Source organism: Gemmiger formicilis, from assembly GCF_900167555.1.
GTDB lineage: Bacteria > Bacillota > Clostridia > Oscillospirales > Ruminococcaceae > Gemmiger > Gemmiger formicilis.
Genome location: NZ_FUYF01000008.1, coordinates 40,384 through 58,170, shown reverse-complemented (window position 1 = coordinate 58,170; position 17,787 = coordinate 40,384). Strand labels below are relative to the sequence as shown.

Here is a 17,787-nt window from a genome sequence, read left to right as displayed (position 1 = left end):
TATGCAAATTCCGATAAATAAAGAAATCCGCCATTACCAAGAGGAAATCTTTTTGGGGCTGAATCTGCGGCAGATGATTTGCTCCGGCGCGGCCATTGCCGTGGCAGTTGCGGTCTATTTGGGGCTGACCTCGCTGTTGGGTCATGAAACGGCGGGCTGGGTCTGCATTGTGGCCGCTGCGCCGATTGCAGCAGCAGGATTTTTTACTTATGACTGTCTAACCTTTGAAAAATTCCTGCTTGTTGTAATAGACAGCACAGTTATCAGAAACGATTGGCGGTTATGGAAAACCGAAAACAAATATTGCAAAAAGAAAAAAGGTGATAAGCATTGAGACTAAGTGAGTACGCATCTACGCGAAAAACGCGCGGCAGCTATAAAATGCCCCGTTCCGTGCAGCAGAGCATCCCCATCGACAGAATCTATGCAGACGGTGTTTGGCAATCGGAAAATGTGTTCAGCATGATGTGGCAAATCAGCGACATCAACTACGCCATGCAGAGTGACGCGGCCAAGCAGAATATTTTAACGCAGCTTGGCACGGTCTACGCGGGCATCCCTGCTGACTGCTGGATGCAAGTCTGCATCGTCAGCCAGCGCATGGATGAAAAAGCCTTTGCCCGTGATGTGCTGTACCACCGCGAGAACGACGGCTTTGATGCCCTCCGCGCCGAACGCAACCGCCAAATCAAGGCCAACGCCCGCGAAAATGGAAATGTGGTGCAGCATAAGTACATCATCGTGTCCACGAACAAACCCGGCGTAAAAGAGGCCCGCGAACGCTTTGTACAGGTGCAGGGGCATTTGCTGTCTGCATTTTCCGCCTTGGAATGTGCCGTCACGCCGCTGGACAACCGCGCACGGCTGGAGGTACTGCACAAGTTTTTCCGCATTTCCGAGGAGGGTCGTTTTAACTTCGACTTTGATAATTGCGCCAAACTGGGGCAGGACTTCCGCGATTCTATCGCCCCGGACTGCATCCGCTTTTGCAAAAAGCATATTGAAATCGAGGATTTTTATGCCAAGTGCATGACGATCAGCGAGTACCCGCAGCAGCTTGATGATAAGTTTATCTCCGCACTGCTTCAGCAAGTGCCATACATTGTGTTATCAATCGACATTGAGCCGGTGGAAACCGAGGATGCTTTCAAAGAAATTGACAATGCGCAGATGAAAACCGATGCCGAGAAAGTCCGTTTCAATAAGAAATCCGTGGAAAATCTGGACTTCACTTCCTCCGTGCCGCAGCGGACGCAGGAGCAGGACCGCATCATTGCCAGCATCCGTAAAGAAATGACGGAAAATGACCAGCAGATGTTTTTGAGCCTGCTCACCGTCACTTACTTCGCTGACACACTGGAAGATCTCGCGCTGGAAACCGATGCACTGAAAACCACGGCGGCGAACTATAACTGCCGATTCACCGAGTTGTACTTTCAGCAGGAACGTGCCTTTAACACGGCCATGCCCTACGGTCTGCGGCGCATTGAAAGTGTGCGCACGATGCTGACGAAATCGCTGACAGCACTTGTACCGTTCAATACGCAAGAAATTCTCACACCGGGTGGCATTTGTTACGGCAGAAACGCCGTGACAGGCAATCTCATCATCGGGCTGCGCACTAGCCTTGTCAACGGCAATGCAATGGTTGTCGCTACCTCCGGCGGCGGTAAATCCATGTTTGTTAAGCTGGAAATTTTGATGCTGTATCTGCGCTTCACAAAAGCACGTTTCTATGTCGTAGATCCCGAAAATGAGTACGCGCCCCTCGTGCAGGAATTGGGTGGCGAGGTTGTGAATATCTCGGTGGACAGCGCTACGCACTTTAATCCGCTGGACTTCAAATACGATAAGGCAACGAAAATACCTCCCCATGTTGCCAAGGCAGAATTTGTATTGAGCCTGTGTGAGCAGATAATGGGCAAGGAGCATATTCTGGCCGGTGATAAAAGTCTGATTGATGATGCCCTTGAAAACATCTACAAACCCTTGATGGAATCCCACTATACCGCGCCATGCCCGACTATCAAGGACTTGTGGATGGCACTGAACAATCAGCGCGATAAACGGTCAAAGGAAATCGCGCTTGCATTGCGGATTTTCGCCACCGGCAGTATGCAAGCGTTCGCCCAGCCCACCAATGTGGACATGAGCAACCGCCTTATCTGCTTCAACATCCAAAGTTTGGGAGAGCAGTTAAAACCTGTTGCCATGCTCTCTATGCTGGAGTACATCAACACCGCTGTTATGAGCAACGAACGCAACGACCCCAAGGCCGCCACATGGGTGTACTTTGACGAAATCTATCTGCTGCTGCGCGATTCTTTAAGCGCCAATTTCCTGTACACAAGTTGGAAGCGATTCAGAAAGTACAACGCCTACGCCACCGGCATCACGCAAAATGTGCAGGACTGCCTTACCAATGACACCGCCTATGCCATGCTGGCAAACTCCGAATTTGTGGTCATGCTGCGCCAAACCAAGGACATTGACAGCGTGGTGGAGTTGTACGGCCTGTCCGAGCCGCAGCGGAAATATTTGCTGTTGGCCCAACCCGGTGAGGGTATCATCAAGATGGGCAACAGCCTTATCCCATTCAACAACCCACAGCCCAAGGATACTAAGACTTACAAATTACTCACGACCAAACCCGGTGAAATGGAGTGAATCCTATGAGTGAAAATGAAATCCGCGTGCTGTATGTGCAGCCCGGTAAATACCCGGAGGAACGCACAATTCCCAACACATACGAAGCACGACAGAAACTTGTAGGCGAAGATCTAACCGTTTGCCATCCGTGGCGGGATAACGCTTGCATTATCAGCAATGACGCCGCGCAGGACCTTGATTTGCCGCCAAACCGTCTTTATGGGTATGATGGCTGCATTGCCGGGTCTTTCATTGTTTGTGGGGATAGTGATGACGGCCTTATCAGTCTGACCGATGAACAGATGGCCTATTATGAAAAGCTCTACCACCACCCAATCGCCTTTCTCCCTATGGTACACAGCTTCCTGCCGATGAAATGCACCCCCGAACAGTACGAACAATTCCAGCGTGACGGCAACAAACTGAAAGTCAAGCCCATCGACCACGGGGAGCGCTAACACCATGATTCTGCACAAACAAAAAGCGGGGTGCCGCTCGCCGTAGAAATCAAGAAGCACAACTTTTATATAAAATAGGAGGATACCACCATGACCGACCCCAAATTTATGACCCCTCCCCATCGTAGGGCATACTTAACCCACCTTAACCGCTGCAAGGTGATGGATAACTACCCGGAATATGCGCGCCAGTTGGACGATGTGGTAATTGACGATGCCCGGAATTAAAGCAAAGCGCAAGCAGCTTGTGCGCAAAACACTTATGCGGGCCAAGGCGCAGAGCGAACGCCCCGCCGAGCAGCGGCAGGAATCACCCGAAGAATACGCACAAACCGAGGTGCAGCAGGGCATTTCCGATGTGGCTGCCCGTACAGGCAACACCGCCAAAAGCACCGCCCGCATGAGCTACCGCAAGTTTCGTGCAATGCAGGAGAAGCGGAAGAATCTCACCTTGCGGTGCAGCACCCAATCTGCATCAAAGCCGACTGAAAAAGAAAAAGTCACTGTTCCCACGCAGACCGAGCGCAGGGAAATGTTCAAAAAGCAGCGTTTCCGGCAAAAGGCCATCTCAGCCAAAACACCAGCGCCGCAAGCCCCTGTGTCGCCATCGGACACACCAGCACCGCCGCCCTACCGAGCCCAAATGCAGCAGCGCTTAAAGCGGCAGCACCTGAGCCGCGAGGCTGTGCGCCGCTATCTGCAAAAGCAGACGGCTGCCACAGCGGCGGGCAATACCGCTCCTCTCGTTACCCAAGCGCCCAAGCTGCCCACAATCAGCAATAAACAAACCACGGTTGAAGCAATCAGCCGTGGCGTTCATTATATCGCAGCCAAAATCAAAGCCCTGCTCTCCCAAACTGTGCGGCGCGCCGCGCAATCGCTGCTGGCGCTGCTTGGCGCGGGCGGCGTGGTGCTGTTGCTGGCGATGGTCATAGGCGCGGCTGCGGCAGTGATCGGCTCACCGATGGGCATCTTGTTTGCCGATGAATCCGGCGATCCCAACAGCATCCCTATTGCCGAAATCGTAGCCGACACCAACGCCGACTTCGGCGCGGCCATCAATGACATCGTATCTGCCCACCCGGAGTGCAGCGAAACTACCATCACCTACGACTACGAGAACGGTCACACATGGGCAAGCTACTGGCCGGAGGTGCTGGCCATCTTTGCGGTACATACCAACCTAAACTCCGATAGCGACGTTGTCGTTATCAATGCCGCCCAAAAGCAGAGTATTCAAGACGCCTTTTGGTCTATGCACGAAATCACCTACGAGGTCGAAGAAGTAGACACCACTCCCGAACCCACCGAGGACGACCCAGACCCGGAGCAGCAGACTGAATACATCCTGCACATCATCGTCAACAGCAAAACTGTGGATGAACTGGCCGAGTTGTACAATTTCACCCAAGACCAAAAAGACATATTGCACGAACTGCTTTCCGATGAAATGCGCCCTACGCTGCTTGCCCTCTGCGGCGGCATCGGCATCATCGAGGATGGCGAGTTATGTTGGCCGCTGCCCGGCCACACCTATATTTCCTGCAATTTTGGTGACGACGACGCTTACGGTAATTCCGGGCATCGCGGTACGGACATTCCCGCGCCGGAGGGTACGCCTATCCTCGCCGCCCACAGCGGCACGGTCATCATTTCCGGCTGGAACAACAGCTACGGCAACCAAGTTTTGCTGGACAACGGCGCGGGCCTGTCCACGCGGTACGCCCACATGACGCAAACTGCCGTTACCGCAGGTGAAGCGGTAACGGCAGGGCAGGTTATAGGTTATGTAGGCAATACCGGCGACAGCACAGGTTTCCATCTGCATTTCGAGGTGATACAAAACGGCGTGAGAATGAACCCCTTGGATTTAGTGGTCGCACAGTAATGGTAGTGCGCTGGTGTTTCGGTAGCTATTGTACAGAAAAATCAACAAAATTTAAGAAAGTGTCTTGAATAATTTTGCACATACTGTATACTTAAATGTGAAAAGGCAAAACACTACACTCAAAATTAGACAGAGCAGGTGCAAAATGTACAAAATTTTGATCGTCGATGATGAATCCATCGAGCGCGAAGGCATTTCTTTCCTGATTGAAAAATATAAACTACCGTTGGAGGTCGCACAGGCAACCAACGGGAAAACGGCGCTCGAATATATGCGAACCCACCCCGTCGACATTTTACTTACGGATGTAAAAATGCCGCAGATGGACGGCTTGGAGCTGGCACGGCACACTTTTGAAAAATACCCCGATGTGCGTATCCTCGTTTTCAGCGCCTACGGGGAGTTTGAGTTTGCCAAAAAGGCGATGGCGGCGCAGGCTGTCAGCTACCTGCTAAAACCCATCGAGGTCGATGAGTTCCAGCGCGTTATGGCACAGATTCTGGCACAGTGCGATGAGCTGGCTGAAAAGAAAAAAGATGAGCAGCAGCGCGGCGAGGAATATCGTCAACAACTTTTATTCCGCCTTGTGACAGGAACGGGCTTGGGGAAAGCACACATTACGGAAGAATGGTTTTCTGGACAGACGCTTTGCTTACTTCATGTGCAGACCGAGAATGACTACTTTGCTACAAATGAAGATGCGTTTTGTCAAATGCTGAAGGATTGTACGAAATATAAGTTTGAATACATCAATACTTACCCAGATGAAGCATTCGTCCTCTTTTACAGCAAATATGATTTGTCTGATCGTCTGGGCGATAAGCTAAAAGGCATACAGGAAAAACTCCGGCAGAATGGCTGCGAGGCATCGCTGCTGTTGGGCATAGATTTCACCGGCTTGGAGAATATCTCTGCCCGTGCGCAAGCGTTGTCAAGAATTCGCAACGAACTGTATGAAGCACCCGATGCGCTCCTGCTGGAGAAGGAGATCGGTGAGTCGGTCAGCTACTATGCAGAAGCCATAGAAAAGCTCCGTGCCGAGGTGCAGGCCGCATTGAATGAACATCACCCGGAGATTTTTCTGTCCACGGTACAACGCCTGATACAGCAGCTTGGGCAGAACTGTTCTTTGAGCAAGATGTATATGTATCATGTCCTGTATGATCTGCTCGCGCAGATGTACCGTGCTTACGGCATACAGGACCGCAACGAAATTGGGCGCGGTATCAATCGGGTTTTAAGCTGCAATACGGCAGCAGCCATGTGCGGTGTGCTGGAAGAAATCATGGCATCTTTGCAGGGAACACCAGAACCGCAAACGGAGGACAGCTCCGCTATCATTCGTCAGGTGCAGAAAATTGTGGATGCCGAATACGGCGAACCGTTAAGCCTGGAATACATCGCGGAAAAAGTATATATTACGCCTTCGTACCTGAGTTACATCTTTAAGCAGATGACGGGGCAGAATCTTATCAAATACATCACAGACCTGCGTATGTACAAGGCGCGGCGCATGGTAGCAGATGGCAATTTGAAAATTTCCCAAATTGCCAGGAACTGCGGTTACGACAACCCCTCCTACTTCAATAAGCTGTTCAAGAACTATTTCGGCGTAACGCCCCGCCAGTACAGGGAGGGCGAACGCGATGAAAGCATTGTATAAATGGTTCGCCTATAAGCTGCCTATTCGCAGTAAGCTGCTGATCAGCTTTAGTATTTTGGTTATGGTGCCGATCCTTGTGCTGGGCATTTACAGCTACCAGCAGTCGAAGGAAAACACCGAACGCCAAATTCGCAGCACGATGGAAAGCAACCTGACGCGCCTGACCTCAGAACTGGATACCCGCTTCCAGCGGGAGGGCTCCACGGTGAGGTTTCTTGCCTACAACCTGACATTCCGCAACGCGCTGGAAAATAGTGGCCACAACGCCTCCACGATGGCGCAGGTCATGAACACCTCGGTGGAGCCGACCTTCTGGTACTTTATCGCAGGGGACGCCTATGTCAAGGGAATGGAGGTCTACTCCACAAAAGTCCGCGACAAAATCGGCAACTTCCTGCTGCCGGTGGATGATACCGTAAGCCAGCAGGCTTGGTATCAGCAGGCGCTGGACAGCTATGCGACCCACTGGACCTACGATGGGACGGAGATTTGTGCCAACCGTGCGATTCTCGATACGAATTCCAGCAGTGAGGTCATTGCGGTGCTGCGGATGTTCTGTTATCCGGCCTCGCTGCTGGATGCCACTGACAGTATGAATTATCTGGACAATGGCATCCGTATCGTGGACGAAAACGGTCAGACCGTCTATGCCCGCAACAGCGGCGTGGATGCTTTGGACGAAGCCGTGCGCCTGCTGGCTGAGGATGGCAGCGAGACCGCTGCACTTGAACAGGGGATGCTCTATAAAAGCCGAATGGAAGTCAGCGATTGGAGCATTTATTACTATCTGGACAAAGCAAACATCACAAAAGAATTGCAGCCGATTTTGAATACAACGATTTTAGTGGTGTTGATTTGCCTGTTCCTTTCCATTGCCGTCATTAACCTACTGGCTACAGCCCTGACCCGCCGCATCCTGAAATTACAGGAATACGCAGAATATGTGGCAGAAGGACATCTGGATAAGGAACTTTCCACCACGGATACCGATGAAATCGGCGTGGTGACAAACAGCATGGGGCAGATGACGCACCGGCTGAATGATATGATCCATCAGGTCTATACGATGGAGATCGAAAAGAAAGCCAGTGAGCTGCGCGCCCTACAGGCGATGATCAACCCGCATTTCCTGTACAACAGTCTGTCCAACATCAAGTGGAAGGCGCTGCGCTCCGGCAATGATGACATCAGCGAGATAACGGGATTGCTGGCAAAATTCTACCGCACCTGCCTGAACAACGGTCAGCCTTTAACCACGGTGCGCTCGGAGCTGGAAAACATCAAGGCGTATGTGCGTATCCAACAGCTGACCCATGACAACGGCTTTGATGCCGAATACGACATTGAGGAAAGCCAGCTTGATTACCGGATGCTCAACTTCATGCTGCAGCCCATCGTGGAAAATGCCGTCAAGCACGGCTTAGAGTATGAAGAGGAGGACGGAAAAGGGCATATCCGCATCGAATGCCGCGGCGAGGATGAGTTTATCGTGTTCCGCGTCATCAACAATGGCGGCGCTATCGACCTGCAAAAGGTGGCCGAAGTCATGCGCACCCCCGGTACAGGGTACGGTATTTATAATATCTGTGAGCGCATTGAGCTGTACTACGGCTCCGGCAGCGGGCTTTTCCCATCAATCACAGAGGACGGCGAGACCTGCTTCACCTTGAAATTGAACCGTACATTGGAAAAAGAAACACCCACTGAAGCCTGATTGCACCCCACCGATACAATTTCTGTCGGTGGGGTGTTCTGTAAAATAGTGTTAGTTTTCGAAAAAATGTTCTATTTCGCATTTTGGACATTTCGGGTACAATAAAGCCATCGAAAGCAGAACACACTGCAAGGAGGAAAACAAACATGAAAAAAGCAATCGCATCCGTGCTCGCAGCGTCGATGGCTCTGTCCCTCGCCGCCTGCGGTGGCTCCTCTACCGCCACCTCAAGCAGCACCGCCACTGAAAGCACTGCCAGCAGCACTACGGCAGAAAGCACCGCATCCGGTGACAAGGTTACGCTGCGCATGACCTACTGGAACAGCGAGGACACCGTCAAGGCACTGCTTGACTATCTGGGCGAGGCTGTTCCCGATGTTCAGATCGAGTATCAGTTCATCGACAACTCCAACTACGACACCATCGTGGATACCCAGCTTTCTGCCGGTGAAGGTCCCGACATCATCTGCGAATCTCCCGCTTCTGCCCTGAAGCACGCAAAACTTGGCTATCTGGCCGATGTGAGCGACCTCGGCGCGAAGTTCTCTGATGCTGGCACTTCCGTTTACAGCTATGACGGCAAGACTTACGCATTGCCCGGCATCTCTTGGTTCGAGGGCATCTACTACAATGTTGATCTGTTCGAACAGAACAACATTGCACTGCCCACCACCTTTGACGAGTATCTGGATGTCTGCAAGAAGTTCCAAGACCTCGGCATCAAGCCGCTGGCTGCCGGTCTGAAATCTTGGGAGCCGATGTTGAAGAACTCCATGGCGTTTGTCACTGCCGAGTACCTCTCCACTGATGAGGGCAAAGACTTCGGCGGCAAATATCGCGAGGGTCAGGCTACTCTGAACGGCACTTGGAATCCGTACCTCGAAAAGTGGAGCGAGATGATCACCAGCGGTGTTTACACCACCGATATGACCGGTATCGACCACGATCAGGCTCTGGAAGAGTTCGCCACCGGCAATGCCGCTATGTTCTGCTCCGGCCCGTGGGATCTGGAGGCCATCCAGTCCAAGAACCCTGACCTCAATCTCAACATGATGCCTTTCTACGGCACCAAGGCCAGCGCCGGCTGGCTGATCGGCGGCCCCGGCTGCGGCTTCGCCGTTAACGAGAACAGCGCCAACAAGGAAGCAGCCCTCAAGGTTCTGGCTGCTATCGCTACCGAGGAAGGTCAGAAGGCCCTGTGGGAGAACAACCAGGGCGGTTCCTCCTACATGAGTGGTGTTTCCTTTGACCTGCCTGATGTCTACTCCAGCGTTGCATCCGCCATTGATGCCGGCAATGTCTACTGCCCGTGGAATGAATGGGGCTCTGCTGCCGGTGCGCACGAGGACTACGGCACCGAGATGCAGAAATACCTGCTGGGTGAGGAAGACCTCTCCACTGCGCTCTCTAACGTCGATGCCGCCGTTGCTGAGCTGCTGAGCAAGTAAATCAATTCGTAACCATGGCCTCAAACTTTCAATCGAGGGTTTGAGGCTCTTTTTTTCAAAAAACGGAGGTCAGAAATGCCTACAAAGACCAAAAAAAAGTATGTGCCCGGTTCATTGGGCAAATACTTTGCCATGTTTGTGGCACCGGCGCTGATCGTATATCTGGTGTTCAGTATTGTGCCGTTCCTCTTTACGATCTATTACAGCTTTACCGATTATACCGATATGAATCCCATAAATCTGCATTTTACCGGGATCGACAATTATATCAAGGTCTTGAATTCGCCCCTGATGCGCACGGCCATTAAAAACTCGCTGATTTACGCCGTGGTGCTGACCGGGGCGCAGGTCGTGCTGGGTCTGCCGCTGGCTGTCATCCTGAATATGAAGCTGCGCACCCGCAATCTGCTGCGCGCGACCTTCTTTTTCCCGGCAGTATTTTCCTCGTTGATCATCGGCTACCTGTGGAACTTTATCCTTTCCTCCTCCAACTACGGCCTTATCAACAATCTGCTAGCTAAGGTGGGGCTGCCGACTTTCAACTTTTTCACCTCGCAAAACGCACTTTACTCTGTCCTGCTCACGCAGATTTGGCAGTGGACCGGCTGGGCTATGGTCATCTTTCTCGCCAACCTGCAGAGCATCTCGGGCGATTTGTACGAGGCAGCAGAGATCGACGGTGCCAGCGGCTTTACCCGCTTTTTCCGTATCACGCTGCCGCTGATGTGCCCCTCGGTCAAAATCGTGGCTGTCACCGGCCTGATCGGCGGCATGAAGGCATTCGATGTCATCTATTCGATGACCAGCGGCGGCCCCGGCGATGCCACCCAGACCGTTATGATGGTCATGATGCGCAAGGGCATCTCGGACGGCTTCTACAATCAGGGCGCGGCGTTCGGCGTTTGCTTCTTCGTTGTCGTTATGATTCTGAGTGCCATCATGAACACGATTATGCAGAAATGGAGTGACTCTATTCAATGAATACGCGTAAATTTGAAAGACGCGGCCTGATCATTACCGAAACATTGATGGTCTTGCTCGCTGTTCTCTGGGCTGTCCCTATTTACTATCTGATCGTCACAACGCTGAAATCTCCTGCGGAGGCTACCGCCAGCCCACTGGCGCTGCCCAGCACTATCAATCTGCAAAACTACATTGATGCATGGCAGAAGATGGAGTTTCCCCGTGCGTTTGCCAACACACTGTTTATCACGGCAATGAGCGTCTTTCTCATCGTGCTGTTCGGCAGTATGGCCGGGTATGCACTGGCGCGCACAAGCTCCAAGCTCGGCGGTCGACTGTTCCTGTTCTTTCTGGCCGGTCTGGTCGTGCCATTTCAGATGAACATTGTCAGCTTGTACAAGATCGTCAAGGCGCTGCACCTGATGAACAGCCCTTTCGCCGTCATTCTTGTCGATGTGGCTGTGAATATGCCGCAGGCGGTGTTCCTCTTCCGTGAATTCGTTCACTCTACGGTGCCTGTTGAACTGGAGGAGGCCGCTGAAATCGACGGCTGCGGCACGATTCAGAAGTTCTTCACCATCGTATTTCCGCTGCTCAAGCCGGTCATGGCAACCGTTATCATCATCGTTACGCTGAATGTCTGGAACGAGTTTATGACCCCGCTGCTCTTCCTGCAGAGCCGTGCCAACGATGTCATCCTGCAGGAGGTTTCCCGCAACATCGGTCAGTTCTCCACCGACTGGACTGCTATGTTCCCGATGATGATGCTGGGCGTTGCACCTTTGATGATTTTCTATCTGTTCATGCAGAAGTATATTATTGCCGGTGTTGCTGCCGGTGCTGTGAAGGGGTAATTGAAAATGAAAATCACAGATTTTGGTAAAATCATGGTAATCGTTCCCCATCAGGACGATGAGTTGCTTTTGACGGCCGGTGTGCTGTATTCGGCTGCCCATGCGGGGCTGAACCCCCATGTGGTAATGGTGACCAACGGCGACTACGGCTGTCACGACCACAGCGTAGGCTATGCGCGTCTGCGTGAAACGCTGGCGGGCGTGGAACTGCTGGGGGTTCCCGGTGAGCAGGTTACCTTCCTCGGCTATGCTGACACCGGTATGCCGCGGGCGGAGAGCTTCCTTGCTGGCTTGTATGACGAAACCGATGAGAACAAGGTTCATCCCTCCCACTGCGGCACGGAGACCTACGGTCTGCCCGAAAAGCCGGATTTCCACGCGCAGCATTTCGGTATGCCTGCGCCGTATACAAAAGCCGGCTTTGTGCAGGATCTGAAAGCCGTACTCGACGAAATCGAACCGGACAGCATCATTACCACGGCACTTTGCGATACCCACGGTGACCACAGCGGGCTGTACCAGTTTATCTGCGATGAACTGCGCAGCCGCCGTGAGGCTGGCAAAAAAGTTCCGACCCTCTATACCGGCATTGTCCATTCGCCCGCAGGGGATGAAAACTGGCCGCTGCGTGACGGTGTTCGTCCGCTGACCTGCCCGGAGGGACTGGAAAGTGCCAGTACACTGCGCTGGGAGAATCGTATCGTTCTGCCCGTTCCGCAGGAAATGCTGAACGAAGATCTGGCGCAGAACCTCAAGCACCGCGCCATTTCCTGCCATAAAACGGCCTTAAAGCCGGATGCCGTGGATTTTCTGTATTCGTTTGTAAAAGCAGACGAGGTATTCTGGAAAGTAGACCTGTAAGGAGAATTTGCAATGGATACCAACAAGACCCCAATTTATCCCTTTGAGCCTTGGAATGTAACGGAGGATCACCTTGATCTTGCGATGAACTACCGCAACGAAACGACGTTTGCGCTTTCCAACGGCTATATCGGCACCCGCGGCACCCATGAGGAAGCCTACGATTTTGACGAGCAGCACGGCTTGGAGGGCAATTTCCTCAATGGGCTGTACGAGCAGGAGCACGTCCGCTACGGCGAGTGGAACTTCGGTTTCCCGACGGAGAGCCAGACGATCCTGAATGTGCCGAACTGCAAGACGATTCGTCTTGTGATTGACGGTGAGCCTATGGACATCCGTACCGGCACACTGCAAAATTACCGCCGCACACTGGATATGAAGCACGGTCAGGTCGTGCGCAGCTTTGAATGGATCTCCCCCAACGGTAAAACTGTCCGGGTGGAAAATATCCGCTTTGTCAGCCTTGCTCACAAAAACCGCATGGCACAGCGCTACAGCGTTACCCCCGTGAACTTCAGCGGTACGCTGACGCTGCACAGCGCACTGGACGCCGATGTGGAAAACCATACTCGTACCACAAATCCGCTGGTGGACTACGGTCCGTTTGGGCGTCATCTGCTGCCCGATGCACTGACCGCCGATGACAAAACTATGACCTGCCAAAGCACCGCTGTCAACAGCAAGCTGGCGATGGCCTGCGGCTCGGTGCATCTGCTCTCGGAGGCAGCAGCTGCGACCCGGCATCAGGCAAACGATGTCGATGCTTGGATCGAATACGATTTTGCCGCCAAGCAGGGTCACACGATCACACTGGAAAAGCTGACCGTCTACACCGACTCCCTTGATATGGACAAGGATGCCATGCTCCCGTTTGTGAATGAGGAACTGACTGCCTTTGCCGCTGACGGATATGATAAGGAGTTTGCCGCCCATGCTGCCCTGATGGAGCACTTCTGGGAGACTGCCGATATTCGCGTGGACGGCGATGTGCCTCTGCAGCAGGGACTGCGCTTCAACCTGTATCATATCATGCAGGCATCAGGACGTGATGGCAGAACAGGTATGGGTGCCAAAGGCTTGTCCGGCGAAGGGTATGAGGGTCACTACTTCTGGGACACCGAAATGTATGTCCTGCCGGTCTTTGTCTATACTCAGCCGGAGCTTGCACGCAGTCTGCTGGACTACCGCTACAGCACCCTGGATAAAGCGCGCGACCGTGCCCGTGTGCTGGGGCATCCCATCGGTGCATTGTATCCTTGGCGCACGATCAATGGTGAGGAAGCATCTACCTACTTCCCGCTGGGTACGGCGCAGTACCACATCAATGCGGATGTGGCCTATGCGTTCCAGCTCTATGTTACTGTCACCAACGACATTGACTACCTTGCCGACAAAGCAGCCGAGGTTCTGTGCGAAACGGCCCGCGTCTGGGCGGATGTAGGCTGCTTTGCCGAGTGCCGCGGCGGCAAATACTGCATCTGCTCCGTGACCGGCCCCGATGAGTATAATGCCATTGTGGACAATAACTTCTATACGAACCTGATGGCGCAGCAGAACCTGTATGCCGCCGTCAACGCGCTGGAAACGCTGAAGGAACAGCGCCCCGATGCTTACCAAAAGCTGATCGAAAAAATTCAGCTCGATCCGGACGAGCCTGCCCTGTGGAAAAAGACAGCCGATGCTATGTATTTTGCTTATGATGAAAAGCGGCAGGTCTATTTGCAGGACGATGGCTTTATGCTTCGCAAGCCGTGGGATGATTCCCGTATCCCGCCGGAAAAGCGGCATCTTCTGTACGAAAACTACCACCCGCTGTTCATCTACCGCCAGCGAATGAGCAAGCAGGCCGATGCCATCATGGGTATGATGCTGTACAGTGCGTTGTTTACCGATGAGGAGCTGCTGCGCAATTACGACTTCTATCAGACCGTAACGCTGCATCATTCTTCGCTTTCCACCTGCATCTTTGGTATTCTGGCAAGCCGTATCGGACGTCACGAGGACGCCTACACCTATTTTGCCCAGTCTGCCCGGATGGATCTGGATGATTACCATGACAACTTCTACGCCGGTATCCATGCCGCCAATATGGCCGGCACATGGCAGAGCATTGTCTTTGGCTTTGCCGGTCTGCGTCTTGTAAACGGTGTGCCGGAGTTCAAATTCTATATTCCCGAAGCGTGGAACGGCTATCACTTCACTGTGAAAATCAAAGAGTCCGTACTGGCAGTGGATGTGCTGCCGGACGGCTGGACCATCACGCTGCAAAGCGGCGATGCTGTCAACTTCCTTGTCGAGGGCAAGCCTTACGAACTGACCGAGAAAGGGGCAACCTGCCATGAAGCACTATAAAGCAATCTTTTTTGATTGGGACGGCACAGCGGTTCTCTCCCGCAAAGCGCCTGTCGAGGATGCCGTCAACGCAATGCGCCCGCTGCTGGATAAAGGGGTAAAGCTCTGCATAGTCAGCGGTACGACCTACGAGAACATTGCAGGCGGAAAGCTGCACAGCTATTTTACGCCGAAGCAGCTGGAAAACCTGTATCTCGGTCTGGGGCGCGGCGCGTTCGACTATGGGTATGATGCTACAGGGCAGCCGACCATCCTTGTTGACCGTGTGCCGGATGCCAAGGGCATCCTTGCCGTACACGATGCCTGCTACCGCATCCACCGCGAGCTGTTGGAAAAATACGGCATGAACACCGATATTGTTTTCAGCCGCCCGAATTACTGCAAGATCGACCTGATGCCCGCCAACAACCGCGGCGAGAATCTGTTTTTGCAGGAGGGCGAGGCTGCCCGCCTGCAGCACATCTTGCAGCAGCACGGCATTGACAGCATTGAAACGGTCATTGCGATGGCAGAATCCTTCGGTACGCCGGAAATGCCGCTGCGCGCTACAACCGATGCAAAATATCTGGAAGTCGGCCCCACCGGCAAAAGTGATAACGTGGACGCATTGTTTGCGCGTTTCGGCTTTGCTGCCGAGGATTGCTGCTTCTGGGGCGATGAGTTTATTGGCGTCACGGATTCCATTTTCGGCAGTGATGCCGGTATGATGACCCAAACGACCCAAAACGGCGATTTCTACGATGTCTCCGACTTGAAGGGCGTAAGACCCGAACAGGTAAAGAAACTTGGCGGAGGCATCCAAACCTTCTTGACTTTTCTGCGTGAGCAGTGAACGATAAGGAATAGTGTGCCGGGAGGTGAAATTTAATTACTTTATGGTAACAAAATGAGTCGCTTAGGAAAGGGGATACTATTGTGAAACACAACATCTACAAGTTCTTATCACTTGCATTCATGTTCATGGCTTGTGTCACATTTGTTGGCACAACGGCGTATGCCGAGGACTATCCCGCAAACCCCACGACAAAAGAAGGCTATACATTGGATTTTCAAGAAGAATTCAACGAGCCGACTTTGGATACCACAAAGTGGACAGACTATTATTTGCCTCATTGGTGTGAGGACCCCTCAACGGCAAAAGCAAACTATCGTATTGAGGATGGCTGCTTAGTCGAGTATATCACCGAGGACCAAGAAGCGTGGTGCCCTGCACATGACGGAGCCGTGAAATCTTCCGCTATTATGTCCTTTGACAAGAGTTGGATTCATAATTTCAGCGGCACATCTGACAACCATAACCGTGAAACTTGGTATGGCTACAAAACCACCTATGGCTATTTTGAAATGCGCGCAAAACTCGCAAACTGTGGTGGCGGCGGACATCAGGCTTGGTGGCTTGTGGGTATGCAGCAGGACACAGATGACTGGTTTAACTCAAAGCAAACCGGCGAGATTGATATTCTCGAAACGTTCTTCAGCCGTAGCAACAACTGGCGAATTGCAGCCTATGGCTGGAATGACCCCAACTTCCTAAACTACTGGCAGATTACTGATTCTGCACTTCCCTCTGGTGATCCCTCTAACGAATTTCATATCTATGCGGTAGACTGGACGCCTGACAGCCTGAAATTCTACTATGACAATGAACTCTATTACACGATTGAGGGCGCACCTGACTATGACATGGGAATGATCCTCAACATTTACACGGACGCCGGCTCTGGCGAACACAACGATGTCTGGCCCAAAGAATGGGCAGTAGATTACATCCGTGTGTGGAAATCCAATGAAGGTTACCAGAAGGTGACAAAGGAGTACAACATCCAGAATCGTCAGACTGGTCACTATATGTACATCGACCCGGACAGCACCGCAGTGAAGTATGGTCCTCTCACCGATGAAAATGCAGCCTATGCAAAATGGGAAAAGGTAAAGCGCGGTGACTATGTTTTGCTGAAAAACTGTAAAACCGGCGAATACCTGCATATTGAAAATTTGACCGGCTATGTAGAGCATGGCGAGGTTCCAACAACATGGTGGAGCGCACAGTGGACAGAGTCGGAGGTTGATGGCTATACGCGACTAATCAATCGTTGGCAGCCGGATTATTCGATCCATACAGAAGATTACCAATGGCTGATTCAGTATGGGAATGTGCCAACAACATATTGGACAAGCCAATGGAGGTTTATTCAAACTAATTGAAGATAGATGATTTAATAACCGACTGTAAGACCTTGATAACAATGCTATACAAAAAAAGCAGCTATTCCTTGGTTAGATAGAAGAACCGTGAGTCTGCTTTTGGCCCGACAAGTTTTTGGCTTGCCGGGCTTTTTCTTTCGGGTAGGCTTATTTATTTGAAAGGCGTATTGTATGGTAAAAGTGATTGACGTCCCAGTAAGCAGAGCCATGCCGTATTAATGTATGAATACACATATTCTTTGTCACCCCCGCTGTATCACCCGATACAGCGGTATTTTTATTGTCAAAAAGGAGTTATTGCAATGTCTAACGAAAACAAAATCCGTATTCTGTATGTTCAGCCGGGCAAGTATCCGGAAGAACGGTTTGTTGTGGATGAGCTGCATCCCCTTCAGCAGCTTGTCGCTGGGTAGCGGGTTATATTTCTTCCGTCCGCAATCTCCAAGAAAGAACGCCCATTCTCTCTTGAGATATTTCGGCATACGGGGCATTTGCATCACATCCTTGCCCGCGCCGGGTTTGCGGATTTGCTTTTGAAAATAGAAAACGCCCAACATCTCCCGAAACTGTTCGCTTTCGGGGCGATTTTGGACGTTTTTATTTGATATGAGGGGCTTTACGACGGTTGGGAATATAACTTTGTCGCTTATGATGGGAAAGCCCGCTATTTGCTGCTTTGTGGCAATAGAAAAGCGCCGCATCGCTGCGGCGCTTTTGCTTTGCCCGGAAGAT

Annotated in this window: 15 protein-coding genes; 14 read left to right on the top strand and 1 reads right to left on the bottom strand. The window is 52.1% G+C overall.

Features of this window, described 5'->3' with window-relative positions; all coding sequences use genetic code 11:
- Position 1: 1 nt before the first annotated feature.
- From B5D32_RS08375 to B5D32_RS08315, 14 genes are all read left to right on the top strand, one after another.
- The gene (locus B5D32_RS08375; protein ID WP_078784606.1) at positions 2-334 is read left to right on the top strand and encodes a PrgI family protein; all 333 of its coding nucleotides are present in this window, start codon (positions 2-4) and stop codon (positions 332-334) included.
- A gap of 47 nt (positions 335-381) precedes the next feature.
- On the top strand, positions 382-2,667 hold the full coding sequence (locus B5D32_RS08370; RefSeq protein ID WP_143402713.1) for a VirB4-like conjugal transfer ATPase, CD1110 family: 2,286 nt from the start codon (positions 382-384) through the stop codon (positions 2,665-2,667).
- A gap of 5 nt (positions 2,668-2,672) precedes the next feature.
- On the top strand, positions 2,673-3,107 hold the full coding sequence (locus tag B5D32_RS08365) for a DUF3846 domain-containing protein (RefSeq protein ID WP_078784604.1): 435 nt from the start codon (positions 2,673-2,675) through the stop codon (positions 3,105-3,107).
- Between the two features lie 90 nt (positions 3,108-3,197).
- Positions 3,198-3,335 (top strand): hypothetical protein, encoded by a 138-nt coding sequence (locus B5D32_RS15210; protein ID WP_159447015.1) that lies wholly within the window; start codon positions 3,198-3,200, stop codon positions 3,333-3,335.
- Positions 3,322-4,995: a M23 family metallopeptidase gene (locus B5D32_RS15675; protein WP_078784603.1), complete on the top strand. Its 1,674-nt coding sequence runs from the start codon at positions 3,322-3,324 to the stop codon at positions 4,993-4,995. Before B5D32_RS15210 ends, B5D32_RS15675 begins: the two co-directional genes overlap by 14 nt.
- 64 nt (positions 4,996-5,059) lie before the next feature.
- Complete coding sequence (locus B5D32_RS08355; RefSeq protein WP_143402712.1) at positions 5,060-6,658, top strand: response regulator transcription factor; 1,599 nt, start codon at positions 5,060-5,062, stop codon at positions 6,656-6,658.
- Positions 6,642-8,372 (top strand): sensor histidine kinase, encoded by a 1,731-nt coding sequence (locus B5D32_RS08350; RefSeq protein ID WP_078784601.1) that lies wholly within the window; start codon positions 6,642-6,644, stop codon positions 8,370-8,372. The genes B5D32_RS08355 and B5D32_RS08350 overlap by 17 nt, the downstream gene beginning before the upstream one ends.
- Positions 8,373-8,518: 146 nt before the next feature.
- Positions 8,519-9,820 carry an ABC transporter substrate-binding protein gene (locus B5D32_RS08345; protein ID WP_078784600.1) on the top strand — a complete coding sequence of 434 codons (1,302 nt, stop codon included), beginning with the start codon at positions 8,519-8,521 and terminating at the stop codon, positions 9,818-9,820.
- A 75-nt stretch (positions 9,821-9,895) separates the two neighbouring features.
- Positions 9,896-10,801, top strand: coding sequence for a carbohydrate ABC transporter permease (locus tag B5D32_RS08340; protein WP_078784599.1), 906 nt, complete (start codon positions 9,896-9,898; stop codon positions 10,799-10,801).
- Positions 10,798-11,637, top strand: a complete 840-nt coding sequence (locus B5D32_RS08335) for a carbohydrate ABC transporter permease (RefSeq protein WP_078784598.1) — start codon at positions 10,798-10,800, stop codon at positions 11,635-11,637. Before B5D32_RS08340 ends, B5D32_RS08335 begins: the two co-directional genes overlap by 4 nt.
- Positions 11,638-11,643: 6 nt before the next feature.
- Positions 11,644-12,498, top strand: coding sequence for a PIG-L deacetylase family protein (locus B5D32_RS08330; RefSeq protein WP_078784597.1), 855 nt, complete (start codon positions 11,644-11,646; stop codon positions 12,496-12,498).
- A 12-nt stretch (positions 12,499-12,510) separates the two neighbouring features.
- On the top strand, positions 12,511-14,850 hold the full coding sequence (locus B5D32_RS08325) for a glycoside hydrolase family 65 protein (RefSeq protein ID WP_078784596.1): 2,340 nt from the start codon (positions 12,511-12,513) through the stop codon (positions 14,848-14,850).
- Complete coding sequence (locus tag B5D32_RS08320; protein WP_078784595.1) at positions 14,837-15,682, top strand: HAD family hydrolase; 846 nt, start codon at positions 14,837-14,839, stop codon at positions 15,680-15,682. The genes B5D32_RS08325 and B5D32_RS08320 overlap by 14 nt, the downstream gene beginning before the upstream one ends.
- An 83-nt stretch (positions 15,683-15,765) precedes the next feature.
- Complete coding sequence (locus B5D32_RS08315; protein ID WP_242943421.1) at positions 15,766-17,055, top strand: glycoside hydrolase family 16 protein; 1,290 nt, start codon at positions 15,766-15,768, stop codon at positions 17,053-17,055.
- 242 nt (positions 17,056-17,297) lie between these two features.
- Here the strand turns inward: B5D32_RS08315 and B5D32_RS08310 are convergent, their stop codons facing one another.
- A complete protein-coding gene (locus B5D32_RS08310; RefSeq protein WP_078784594.1) occupies positions 17,298-17,756 on the bottom strand; it encodes a hypothetical protein in 459 nt (152 codons plus the stop codon).
- Positions 17,757-17,787 lie beyond the last annotated feature (31 nt).